The sequence below is a fragment of the Micromonospora matsumotoense genome, from assembly GCF_900091525.1.
Lineage (GTDB): Bacteria > Actinomycetota > Actinomycetes > Mycobacteriales > Micromonosporaceae > Micromonospora > Micromonospora matsumotoensis.
The window spans coordinates 1-10,940 of the sequence record NZ_FMCU01000044.1; the positions used below are offsets into that span (position 1 = coordinate 1).

13 protein-coding genes and 1 pseudogene are annotated in these 10,940 nt (G+C 68.2%); 10 read left to right on the forward strand and 4 right to left on the reverse strand.

All coding sequences use genetic code 11. From position 1 onward, the window contains the following. A pseudogene (locus GA0070216_RS34265) lies at positions 1-113 on the reverse strand (IS5 family transposase); the annotation flags it as partial. Between the two features lie 458 nt (positions 114-571). Then, positions 572-1,348, reverse strand: a complete 777-nt coding sequence (locus GA0070216_RS33375; protein ID WP_091254890.1) for a hypothetical protein — start codon at positions 1,346-1,348, stop codon at positions 572-574. Positions 1,349-1,608: 260 nt separating this feature from the next. Between GA0070216_RS33375 and GA0070216_RS33380 the strand changes: the two genes are divergently transcribed. From GA0070216_RS33380 to cutA, 10 genes are all read left to right on the forward strand, one after another. Beyond that, complete coding sequence (locus GA0070216_RS33380) at positions 1,609-2,184, forward strand: hypothetical protein (protein WP_245722903.1); 576 nt, start codon at positions 1,609-1,611, stop codon at positions 2,182-2,184. After that, entirely contained in the window at positions 2,177-3,019 is an 843-nt protein-coding gene (locus tag GA0070216_RS33385) for a TRM11 family SAM-dependent methyltransferase (RefSeq protein WP_091254893.1), read from the forward strand. The genes GA0070216_RS33380 and GA0070216_RS33385 overlap by 8 nt, the downstream gene beginning before the upstream one ends. Before the next feature lie 704 nt (positions 3,020-3,723). Then, the gene (locus GA0070216_RS33390) at positions 3,724-4,191 is read left to right on the forward strand and encodes a hypothetical protein (RefSeq protein WP_141723300.1); all 468 of its coding nucleotides are present in this window, start codon (positions 3,724-3,726) and stop codon (positions 4,189-4,191) included. 96 nt (positions 4,192-4,287) lie between these two features. Beyond that, positions 4,288-4,566, forward strand: coding sequence for a hypothetical protein (locus GA0070216_RS33395; RefSeq protein ID WP_091254901.1), 279 nt, complete (start codon positions 4,288-4,290; stop codon positions 4,564-4,566). A gap of 142 nt (positions 4,567-4,708) precedes the next feature. After that, the gene (locus GA0070216_RS33400; protein WP_176739274.1) at positions 4,709-5,320 is read left to right on the forward strand and encodes an RNA polymerase sigma factor; all 612 of its coding nucleotides are present in this window, start codon (positions 4,709-4,711) and stop codon (positions 5,318-5,320) included. Then, positions 5,317-5,757, forward strand: a complete 441-nt coding sequence (locus GA0070216_RS33405; RefSeq protein WP_091254908.1) for a hypothetical protein — start codon at positions 5,317-5,319, stop codon at positions 5,755-5,757. The genes GA0070216_RS33400 and GA0070216_RS33405 overlap by 4 nt, the downstream gene beginning before the upstream one ends. Continuing rightward, positions 5,750-6,358 (forward strand): hypothetical protein, encoded by a 609-nt coding sequence (locus GA0070216_RS34930; protein ID WP_176739275.1) that lies wholly within the window; start codon positions 5,750-5,752, stop codon positions 6,356-6,358. The genes GA0070216_RS33405 and GA0070216_RS34930 overlap by 8 nt, the downstream gene beginning before the upstream one ends. A gap of 161 nt (positions 6,359-6,519) precedes the next feature. Further along, entirely contained in the window at positions 6,520-7,227 is a 708-nt protein-coding gene (locus GA0070216_RS33410; RefSeq protein ID WP_176739276.1) for a GGDEF domain-containing protein, read from the forward strand. Further along, positions 7,224-8,519, forward strand: a complete 1,296-nt coding sequence (locus GA0070216_RS33415; protein WP_091254915.1) for a hypothetical protein — start codon at positions 7,224-7,226, stop codon at positions 8,517-8,519. Before GA0070216_RS33410 ends, GA0070216_RS33415 begins: the two co-directional genes overlap by 4 nt. 188 nt (positions 8,520-8,707) lie before the next feature. After that, positions 8,708-9,040, forward strand: a complete 333-nt coding sequence (cutA, locus tag GA0070216_RS33420) for a divalent-cation tolerance protein CutA (protein ID WP_091254919.1) — start codon at positions 8,708-8,710, stop codon at positions 9,038-9,040. On the opposite strand, the gene GA0070216_RS34935 is transcribed toward cutA, so the two are convergent. Both GA0070216_RS34935 and GA0070216_RS33430 read right to left on the reverse strand, forming a co-directional pair. Continuing rightward, the gene (locus GA0070216_RS34935) at positions 9,037-10,446 is read right to left on the reverse strand and encodes an NsdA family TPR-like regulatory protein (protein WP_176739277.1); all 1,410 of its coding nucleotides are present in this window, start codon (positions 10,444-10,446) and stop codon (positions 9,037-9,039) included. The genes cutA and GA0070216_RS34935 overlap by 4 nt on opposite strands. A gap of 190 nt (positions 10,447-10,636) precedes the next feature. Further along, on the reverse strand, positions 10,637-10,940 hold a 304-nt coding region (locus tag GA0070216_RS33430), incomplete at its 5' end, for a transposase (RefSeq protein WP_141723301.1).

The window sequence follows — 10,940 nt, forward strand, 5'->3', positions numbered from 1 at the left end:
CGGCCGCTGACGCCGGCGTCGGTGCGGGCCTGCCGCCATGCGGTCAGACGGGGTGCGATCAGGGCCCATCGGGCGTCGGATAGGTCGGACGGATAGGCTCGTCGCGCGGTCATGATTCAGGCGTACGGTGCCGTGGCACCGGGTCGGCGGACGTCATGTCCGTCGATGTATAGCCGAATGTGAACCAGACACGATCCCGGGGTGAAATGCTGCGTTTCCGGTCAGGGTGGAGCCGGGTGGGATGGGGCTATTCTGGCCCGAGTGGGACATGTTGCCCCGCCAAGGCCGGGGCGCCAATCGGTCACACTGGCGCGAAGGTGAAGGAAACGTCCAGTCAGCGTGTGTATGTCTGGCGTACCTGGCTCTGCACCGAAGCCCGTACGCCGACATCCGGGGCCTCGCCGTTGCATCGGTACCCTCAGCGCCGTGATTTGCGATGCGCGCGCCGTGCACCTCCACGATCACCGTGACCTTGAAGTCCGCTGCCGGGTTGGTGACATGTAGGCGGTGAACGCAAGCAGGCCGCCCCGGGCAAATGCCCTGGGGCGGCCTGCTGTTGTCTGGTGCTAGGTCAGGCGGCCATGGCGGCTTCGTGGCGGTTCGAGGTGCGGACCGGGCCGGACAGGTCGCCTCGCACGACCGCTGCGGCCACGCTCCGTTCAGCGCGTCGCCTGCGCATTCTCAACGACGAGGCGGTTACCCCTTGCTCGGCGGCCAGCGCCTCGATCAGGCTGTCACCGAACCGGGTCGCGCTGATGAGTTCCGCGTTCTCCGGCGAGATCAGGCCGGCGGCGGCAGCCCGACCGAGCAGCAGGTCCGGATGGCCGTAGGGCATCCTTGGCGAACGCGACCCGCTGGAAAGGTCCAGCGGCAACTCCTCGGTATCGCCGTCCTTGACGACCACGACGCCCGCGCGCCAGGCCACCCAGCACAGCCGCAGCCACAGCCGGGGCGCGTCGAGGTCGGCGGTGCGCAGCGCTTGGAGGAATCCGGCCAGCACCTCGGAGTCCACGTCCTCGGCGTGCCGCGGTCGTCCGCGACTGATCTTCGCCGCCATGTGGGTCAGCGCGGGCAGAGCCACGCCGATCGCACCGACGACCCACGCTGGTCCCCATTCGCGAGCGTGGTGAGCCAGCTGCCGCCACAGCGCGTCAGTGGTGTCGCTGTCGTAGCGCTCGAACAGCAGCAGCTTGCGCAGCCTGTCCAGCGGCATCGTCGTGTCCGGCAGGCCCGGCACGGGCCGGGCGTCGAAGCTGAGCGGCGCGGGCTCGCAGGTCAGCAGCTCGAACGCTCGCTCGGCGGTACTCAACGCGGTGTTGGCGGTTCGGCTGCGGGTGGCGGTCGCCATGATGTCCCCCTCGCGGGTGGAAGCGCGTCGCCCAGTGCGACGGCTCCGAGGCCGTCGATTGGGACAGCCGGACCTGACACCACAAGCGTTTGTCAGATCAGGACGGGTTTCGCCAGGTCATGTCAGGTTCGCCACTGTCAGAACGGCCAGAACGCCCGCCGCCTGACCGGACCTGTCAGGTGCGGGGTGGGTTCGATCAGCCTGTCAGCGCCGTTCTGTGAACCGTCAGTACGCCCGCCGGTCCGGGGGCCACCACACCCATGACCGACAACACTCACCACAGCGCGCCCGTCCCCGTGGGGGACGTGGTGCCCGGCGTCCCGCCCGTGCCGATCACCGTCTGGCCGGTTCCAGCCCCGCATCTGGGCGAGACCATGTCCAACGCGATGGGCGTGCGGCTCGTCCACAACCTCACTCACCCCGGCGGCCTGGTCATCGACCTGGCCGACGGGCCGCAGCTGGCCCGAGCGATCATCGCCGCCAGCCGCCGCAGCCACCTGACCTCGGCTCGGCAGGTCGGCTGGGGCCGGGAGGCGGCCAGCCTGATCGTCACTGGCTGGCCGCTGTTCGGCGAACCCGCCTCGCCGGTCGAGTTCTTCGACCGGTGCCGCGCCAAGCTCCTGCCCGGCGGCTGCGTCGCGGTGCTGCTGGCACACGGCGACCTGGTCCTGCCGGTCGACGTCGTCATCGCCGCCAAGAAGGTCGGGCTGGGGTACCTGCAGCACATCGTGGCGGCCGACCAGCCGCCCCGGCGAGGTACGCCCACCCGGCTCGACATCCACACCGACGTGCTGATCCTGACCCGCAGCACGGAGGACGGCGGCGCCGATGGCTGAGAACCTGCCGGTCACCTCGGTCTGGCTCACCTGCCAGAAGCCATCGCGTGACCAGCGGCGAGGCCGCTACGTGCCGGAAAGCTCCAGCCACCCCGGCAAGATGCTGCCCAACCTCGCAGCCCACGCGATCAGCACCTACACCGCGCCCGGAGACCTGGTGTTCGACCCGATGTGTGGATCGGGCACCACGCTCGTGGAGGCAATGCATCTGGGCCGACACGGCATCGGGCTCGACATCGAACCCCGCTTCACCACCCTCGCCGAAGCCAACGTCACGTTGGCTTCGGCGCAGGGCGCCGCCGGCACGGCGAAAGTGCTCACCGGCGACGCCACCCGGCTGCTCGACCTGGTGCCCGCGTCCGCGGTCGGGCAGGCGGGACTCGTGCTCACCTCCCCGCCCTACGGGCGCGGAACCCACGGCCTCGTGCGAGCCACGAGTACCGGGGTACGCAAGCGGGACCACCTCTATGGGGACCGGGAGAAGGGCAATCTGGCGTACGGCGGCTGGTCCCGTTTGCTCGACGGGTTCGCCGAGATCCTGGCCGCCAGCTACGAGCTGCTGCGTCCCGGCGGGACCGTGGTCATCACCTGCCGACCGGTACGCCGCCAGCGCGACGACCTGATCGACCTGCCCGGCGAGCTGCTGGCCGTGGCAAAGTCGGTGGGGCTGGTCCCGGTGGAGCGGTGCGCGGCGATGCTCGCCGCCGTCCGCGACGGGCAGATTGTGCACCGGGCCAGCATGTTTGGCCTGATGGCGGTACGCCGCGCCCGTTCCGAGGGCGTCCCCGTGCACCTGGTGGCGCACGAGGACGTGCTAGTGCTGCGTCGGCAGTGAGGGCCACCCCGGGCGTCAGGAAATCTGAACATAAAGGCAGGTCAGCTACCTGATAGCCCTGGTTTCCTTCGCCAGTATGCGGCCAGGTGGCGGGCCATGGACAGCTCAGCCATGTCCCGCCACCTGGCACAGGCCGAGCGGTTCAACGACGCCCGACTGGACTGAGTCCCGCTGTCGCCCGGCGTCGCATCGGTTCGTGGTAAACGGGTCCCGGCCCGAGTTACAACGCGGGCGGTCCGACCGGGATCTCTCCGCCCGGTGGCGGGACCCACGGCCGCCGGGCAGCGGGACAGGTCCCGCTCGAGGTGCCGCTTCGCCAGCCGGGAAGCGAGACCGGTCCCGCCGATGGCAGCGACCGGCGCGGGACGGTCCCGCACGAGTCCCGCAGTGCCATGGGACCTGACAGCGCCGCCCGACAGGTGATCCTGTCAGGTTCTGCCAGAGGAGCGGACCTGACAGCGCCGCCCATCCGACCTCCGGCGCGCATAGCCTGAAGGTTCTCCTTTTTTCTTAATGTGCCCCGATCTGACGCCCCGTGCGACGGCACCCTGCCCACCACCTACGGTCGGCCGCCTTCGCCAGCCCCAGATCCGGCACCCATGAAGCCCACGCCCGTCGCGTACGCGACCGGGCGCGGTATCCCCATCCCTCCTCAGGCGGTCACCAGTCGGTGGCCGTCTTCTTCCTGTCCCATGGAGGACGACATGCTCCAGAACAGCTGGTACCTGACAGAAGGCGCCTTCTTCGCTCAACTCCCAAGCGCGCCGCGCCTCGACGACGACGGCCAGGCCGTCATCGGCCAGGTCGCCAACCTGTTCCACGACGAGTCCTACTTCAGCCCGGCCAAGACCGTCGCCACCGTGCACGTGATGCTGCTCGCCGCCGAACACCTTGGCGACAATCTCAGCTTCGACGCTGCCGCCAGACGGCACGATCTGACCGAACTGGCTCGCCTCGTCGGCGGTCTCAACCTCGTTCAGGCCCACCTGACGCAGATCGTCCAGCGCATCGCTGAGCACATCGACGCCCGAGCCTTCAACGGCCTCGACGCCGTGTCCGCCGCGGCAGTGCAGGCCCTCACCAACAGCCTCAGCAGCGCCGGCGTGAACGGCGAGATCTCCGCCGACTACCTCAAGGAGGCCCACCTCACCCTGCGCGGCCTCACCAAGTAACCCCACTCCTTGCATTCATGGCGCGCGATCCGGCAGCGGACGCGCGCCTTCCTCTCGTCCTGGAGACCCCCTAGTCCACCCCGCAAGGAGATCCCGATGAGCCTCTACCGCCTGACCCCGAAGCCCGGCCGCGAGCGCTACGCCATCCAGGTCGGCTGGAACCCGCACCGGACCCTGTTCGCCAACGTCACCGACCACAGCTGGGACCCCGACGCCGACCCGGACAACGAACCCGACGCGGTCACCCTCGGTTTGATCGAGGACATCCTCGACCCCGCCGCCCTGTTGGCCGCTGTCGAGCCGTACGCCGTCATCCCCGAAGACCTGATCTACACCCTGCGAGCCGACATGCACTCCCACCCGGTCCGCTGGTGACTCGTCTTGGACTGACCTGATCCCGCTACGCCCTCCGTAGCACCACCCCGGCCGTCGCCCGGCCGAACGCGCACACCCGCGCACCCTCCGGGCACGGCCGACGGCCGTGCCCGGATTCCCATCCATCCAGATGGAGGAATCCATGCCCACGCAGGGCACGACACTCAACCAACAGCGGCCCTGGCCGTCTTCACGCCGCCGGCGGCCCGAAGTCACCCCGGACACTCTCGCGTTGCTACACCGCGCCCAGCACGGCGACCGCGACGCCTTCGCCGCCCTCTACCTGGCCTACCGCGAGCCGGTCACCCGCTACGTCGCCGTGCGGATGCGCTACCGCGACCACGACGCCGTTCCCGACCTCGTGCAGGAGACGTTCACCGGTGCCCTGGCAGACCTGTCCTCGGCCTTCGCCGACGTGCGCGGCTGGTTCATCGTCCAGGCCGCCAAGGCGTGTAACCAGCACGACTGGTCCCGCCGCCGCTATGTCAGCGCCGCTTACGCCGTACGCGACCGCGCAGCCCGCGACACGGCTGCCCCGGCGGCCGACCGGCCCGGCCGCATCACATTCGTGCACGCAATGGCCCGGCTGACCCCCGGTCAGCGTCGCGCGATCCAGCTGCGCTACCTCGACGGCTACCCCCGTGACACCGCCGCCCGGCTCATGGGCCGCAGCACCGAGTCCGTACGCGGCCTGGAGCGACGTGCGATCCGACGGATGCAGATCACCCTGACTGCTTCGGCGGTGACCGCATGACCACGAGCCGGACGCCGATGGCGTTGCACGTGATCGCGGTCTACCACAACCGGGAGTCCCGGTTCTTCCCCTACGAAGACGGCCACCAGCTCACGCAGGTGATCTCCCACTGGCGGCACCACCCGATTGGCACCGATCCGGCCGACATCGCCGCCTGGGCCTTCGAGGTGTTCAACACCGACCTGGACTGGTTGGAGCCCCACCGCAGCACACCCGAGGGCGAGGCCGACTTCCTCATCGCCTGCGCCTACCGGCTCATGCGGCGGCGCTCGCTGTCAACCGGCGACGTCGTCGCGGTCACCACGGACGGCAGCACCACGTGGCTGGCGTGCGAGTTCATCGGCTGGCGACACATCGCCATCCCGCCCGCCGTGACCGGCGAGCCGCTCACCGCCGACGCGGTGTACCGCCACGTCCGGGGAGGCGGCGATGCGTGAGCACCCGTGCCAGCTGCACCAGCCCGGTCACCACACCGACGCCTGCCTGACCGGACCGTGCGGGTTCTGCGGCACCGATCTGCGGACCACCGCCTCCGGCGAGTGCCGCTCGTGCCTGCGGATCGTGTGCGAGACGTGCGACGCCGAGAAGGGGCCGATCTGCGCCCCGTGCGCTGAGCCCGGCACCCGTACCTCCGGGCCGGGCCCGGCCAGCACCCCACCGCCGGACGGATATGAGCTTCACCGGCTGTGCGTGTTCGTGCTGAGGCTGTCCTGCGGGCACCTGGTCACGTACTTCACTAACGGGTGGTACCCGGTGGTGGTGTCCTGCTGCGACCGGCTCGGCGGCACCACCCTGCGGGGCATCTACGTGCCCTACTCCTCCCACGTCGACTACGTCGACGTGCTGTCCGAGCGGTACGAGCACCGACCGACCGGCAGCCCGCGCGAACCCGCCGAGGTGCGCGGCCGATGGCCCCGCACCGACAACCCGTACCGGTCGCCGTACCCCGGCAGCGGGTCCAGCACCGGAAGGTATCCCGCGTCGGCCGGCGCCGCCTGGAGCCTCGACGGCTCGACCGCGCCGGCCGAATCCTCCTGACCCTCCCGAATTCGCCGCCGCATCGGCGGCAGATACAGGAGAAACGGCCCGCCAAAAGGCGGGCCGTCGTTTATCCGGGACCCGGGACGCCACGCCTAGACAACGAACGCGTCCCGGGTTCTCCATCGAGATGGAGGAACCCAGTGTTCACCACACTCCTCGTGATCGCCACCATCCACACGGCGATCACCCTCACGGTCGGAGCCTGCGCAGGCTTCGGAATCGGCTACCTGGCCGGGTGGCCCACCGTCGAGCAGCTGCGCGCCGAGCTGGCCGACGCCGCCTGGCAGCTGGCCCACGATCCCCTCACCGACCTCTACAACCGCAGCGGACTGCGCACTGTCCACGCCGCCCTCGCCGCATCGGGTCCAGCTCAACCGATCATCGCCATCCTGCTCGACCTCGACGGATTCAAAGAGATCAACGACGAGTTCGGGCATGACACCGGCGACGACCTGCTCATGGAGATCGCTGACCGGCTGGCACCCTTGACCGCCGCCTATGGCGGTAGCGTCGCCCGGCACTCCGGCGACGAGTACGCCGCCATCCTGCCGGTACGCCAGCACGGCATCTTCGACATCGGCGAACGGATCAAGGCCGCCATCGCCGAACCCATCCAGCTCCAAGGGGAAGCCGGCCCAGAGGCGGTCGTCGTCACCGCCAGCATCGGCATCGCCATCGCCGACAGCACCGAACCGCTGCAGGCCGCACTTCACCGGGCCGACATCGCCATGTACCACGCCAAGGCCCAGGGCCGGAACCGGCACGTGCTCTACGCCTCCGGGATGACTATGCCTGACCGGGCGAGCCGTCGCGGGCCGCGCCTGCGCGACCGACGCCACAGTCGCGGTGGAGTGGACGCCGCATGAACCTCGCCACCATGATGGCCTGCGCCACCTGCCGCATCGCACTCACCGAGCACAACAGCGGTGACACCATCGTCTACCGCCACCCCGTCAGCGACGATGGGCACGAAGTAGTACCAGTCAACGCCGGCCTGATCAAAGGGGTCTTCAACAGCTGCCACACCTGCACCGACGCACCGCCGATGTGGAACTACCACACCGGCCACATCGAGATCCTGTCCCTGTCCAGTGGCATCGCCGCTGACTACAGCGACCAGTGGCACGTCTGCCTCCGATGCGCACAGCTCATCGAAGCCGACGACTCCGACGCCCTCACCGCACGATGCGCAGGGCTCATGCGCTGGCACCCCGACAGCGACGAGTACACCATCCTGCGCACCCTGCAACGCGGCATCGTCCTCAGCCGCGAAGGCCGCACCCTGCTCACTACCACCAACTGGCCACCGGCCCGGATCAGCGCCGACATGATGCCGAAGATCCGCGACCGGTTCAGCGGGCTGCTACGAGGCCCGGCGAACCTGCCAGCAGCCATCAACGACCGCGACCAGCGTCAGAACCTGGCCCGTCAGCTCGACCTCATCCCCATGTACTGGATCAACCAGGAGTTCACCAATCTGGTCAACACGGTCAGCGCCGACCGGCCCCCGGCGTGGGTAACCGACGAGATCGCCCCCTCAACATCCGGACTCCTCGCCTGGCCCCAACCGGTCGGCCAGACCGGACAACTCGCCGCCGTCTCCTGGACACCAGAAGGCAACGGCTGGCAGGTCATCGGCTACCACAGCATCGGCAGCGGCATGGACGAAGACCTCATGCCCACCCTGCGGCACGAGATCGGATGGCTCGCACCGATCCACGCCGAGCACGTCACCCGCGGTACCGGCCTTGACGGCAGCCACCCGCTCGGCCCCCTCATCACCACCTGGCTGCTCATCAACCAGCAGATGGCCGAGGCGGTGCCGGCGAAGTTGTCCAAGGGCATCGTCAAGGCGTACCAGCGAAGCCAGCGCCCCACTCCAGAGGTCAAGATCGTCCAGATCAGGACGCGAAGCTCGACCTCGCTGACGCAGTGCACCGAGCCCACCCGCCCGCGTGCGCGAGCCAAGCCTGATCATCGGTTCTGGGTTTCCGGCCACCCACGGCAGCAGGCGTACGGCCCTGGCCGCAGCCTTCGCCGTGAGATCGAGATCCAGCCGTTCCTCAAAGGCGACGAGCACCTGCCGATCAGGCTGAGCACCACCGTACGTGTACTTGGCAGCAGATCCGCGACGGACGGGAAGTTGGGCACCGACTAGGGATAGTCGACGGCGTGGTGGTGGGCTGAGCCCACCACCACGCCCGCACTCCGATCCTTTTGTGCTTCAGCGTGTCGTGAGCCGGAGCAGTAAGTCGGTAGGCCACAGCCGGTAGGTGGAGGGACGTAGCGACCCGACCGGCGGTGCGCGAAGATGGGCTCTGCCATCTACACCACCGGAGGTACGACGTGGCCGACTACCAACATGCACAGGCGGTAACTACCACCGACTCCCGGGATGCCGCCGAGGCGTTGGCGCGCAGCGCGGTCGAGGCGCGAGTGGCAGCCTGCGCGCAGGTGTCTGGGCCTATCAGTAGCACCTACTGGTGGGAGGGGCAGGTCGAGAATGCCGAGGAATGGTACGTGGTATTCAAGACAACTGCCGAGCGCTATGCGGCACTTGAGGAACACATTCGTGAGCATCACACCTATGATGTTCCGGAGGTTGTGTTGCTGCCCATCTTGGCGGGAAACCCTGCTTACCTCGCATGGGTCAGCGAGGAAACGGCGCCCAGATCCTAAACCACGTGCGCAAGAAGGCGGTCATCCAGCTCGGCTAGTTCAGCGTCTCCACGCTTGCCTTGAATCATGAGATGAAGGTTATAGAGGCGCTGGCGGCCGAGACTGGCTTCTTGGGTCAATGTCTGCTCAAGCGCCTGGTGGCCGAGCACCGCGCCTCGGTCGTGCCGGCCGCGCTGGACAGCTGCCATCGCCACGTCCGCCAAGATGACTGCTTTGATCTTCGCATCGGTGGACGGCAGTGAGGTGACTACCGCGTCCGTGGTGGTATCCAGGTCGGCGTGGTCCAGCCGAGCGTAGGTGGTGACGGTCATGCTACCGAGTCGACTCGGCGTGAAGAAGCCCGTCCAGGACCGCTCGCGGTGTGGTCGAGCGTAGTCGTAGGCGGTCAAGGCCCTGTCCAGCGCCCGCAGCGCGAGCGTTGACTCGCCCAGCGCCGCGTTCACCTCCGCTTCACGGGCGGCCAACCACGCCCGGGTGGCAGCGCTGTGCTCGGTCCGGACGTATGCCTGCGCCTCGATCAGGAGCTGTCGGGCGTAGGGCAAGTTCCCGTCCGCCTCGGCGCCGTAACTCTGATAGGCCAGCACGCAGGCGAGCAGGGGTCCGTCACCTGCGGCCTGGGCGGCTCGGACAGCACGAGCGTAGAGATCCTGCGCGGCCGTGTGCTGCTTGCTGTCCCACGCCACCCAACCTGCCAGGGCCAGCGCCTCACCGGTCGTCATGAGGACTCGTCGTGCGAAGGGCTCGGGGACCCGGCCCGTCACCTGCTCCAGACGCCGCACGTGATCACCTAAATGTACTGCGAGCTGACGTGCTGGCAGGTGTTCCTCCTTCCGGAACAGGTCGGCCGTGTGCGTTTCGAGTTGTTCAAGGGCCGGTTCGTCGAGCTGCTGCGGGTGGGCAAGCATGTAGGCCAGACGGTTCCATGGCTCTGACGGCACGGCGGCTGCGAACAAGGCCAGTGCCGGTACGGCGAGGGCAGCGCGGCGCTTCACATCGTCCACGGTATCGAGCCGATCCACAGGCGGCCACGATCCGGCTGGCGGGACATAGCCAGCGGTGGCCGAGGCGGCGCCGTCGCCTAGCCGGTCGCTCGCATCATCGGGCTCAGATGGCCGGTCGATGTACAAGCCGAGCGAGGGCTCGTCTCTCTTGAGGACGGCGCAGAGTGCCCGCCGGTACTCGCTATTAGGCCACCGAACCTCTCCCCGCTCGTAGACGCCGATGGTCTTGTCCGTAAGACCGGCCCAGCGTTGCCCGCCTTCTGCCGCGTGTTGCCTGGCCAGTTCCAGGTTGCACGCGTCAGCGAGTTCTTGGCGCGACATCGGGCGGCCGGAACCAGACGGCGACGCCAACGCGGTGCGGGCAGTGTTGAGGTGGCCGTTCGGGGTTCTCTTCTTCTTCCCCATCGGCGCCTACTCCTCAATCAACGTCTTCGTTCGCCTACAGAATCCCAGCCTGTCCGTTGCGGTTCAAGCCATCGGTGGCGACGCGCTACAGCAGTCAGGAAAACGTTCGAGTGGCCCGCCGAACATTGGCCGCCAGTCTCCATTGGCGAGACTGGCGGCAGGTCTCAGCGGCGCTTAGAGGACGTCTGATTCACGTATTTTGTGTGTGTTGTGGTTGTGGGGGTTCTCGCCAGGTTGGGGTGGTTTCGGTGGTGAGGCGTTTGGCGAGGTTGTCGATCATGGCGAGGGTGATCATGCTGGCGGAGTTGTGGGGTCGGGTTTCGTAGTCGCGGACGAGTCGGCGGTGGTGCATGAGCCAGCCGATGGTGCGTTCGACGACCCATCGGCGTTTGACGACGCTGAAGCCCTTGATCTGTGGGTCTTTGGTGACGATCTCGACGTCGACGCCGAGGTGGGCGCCGTGTTCGACGACACGGTTCTTGAAGCCGGCATCG

What these genes read in the sequence shown, in the direction of transcription:
- GA0070216_RS33375 (WP_091254890.1), bottom strand. Translation starts at nt 1,348, where the DNA reads ATGGCGACCGCCACCCGCAGCCGAACCGCCAACACCGCGTTGAGTACC.
- GA0070216_RS33380 (WP_245722903.1), top strand. Translation starts at nt 1,609, where the DNA reads ATGACCGACAACACTCACCACAGCGCGCCCGTCCCCGTGGGGGACGTG.
- GA0070216_RS33385 (WP_091254893.1), top strand. Translation starts at nt 2,177, where the DNA reads ATGGCTGAGAACCTGCCGGTCACCTCGGTCTGGCTCACCTGCCAGAAG.
- GA0070216_RS33390 (WP_141723300.1), top strand. Translation starts at nt 3,724, where the DNA reads ATGCTCCAGAACAGCTGGTACCTGACAGAAGGCGCCTTCTTCGCTCAA.
- GA0070216_RS33395 (WP_091254901.1), top strand. Translation starts at nt 4,288, where the DNA reads ATGAGCCTCTACCGCCTGACCCCGAAGCCCGGCCGCGAGCGCTACGCC.
- GA0070216_RS33400 (WP_176739274.1), top strand. Translation starts at nt 4,709, where the DNA reads ATGCCCACGCAGGGCACGACACTCAACCAACAGCGGCCCTGGCCGTCT.
- GA0070216_RS33405 (WP_091254908.1), top strand. Translation starts at nt 5,317, where the DNA reads ATGACCACGAGCCGGACGCCGATGGCGTTGCACGTGATCGCGGTCTAC.
- GA0070216_RS34930 (WP_176739275.1), top strand. Translation starts at nt 5,750, where the DNA reads ATGCGTGAGCACCCGTGCCAGCTGCACCAGCCCGGTCACCACACCGAC.
- GA0070216_RS33415 (WP_091254915.1), top strand. Translation starts at nt 7,224, where the DNA reads ATGAACCTCGCCACCATGATGGCCTGCGCCACCTGCCGCATCGCACTC.
- GA0070216_RS34935 (WP_176739277.1), bottom strand. Translation starts at nt 10,446, where the DNA reads ATGGGGAAGAAGAAGAGAACCCCGAACGGCCACCTCAACACTGCCCGC.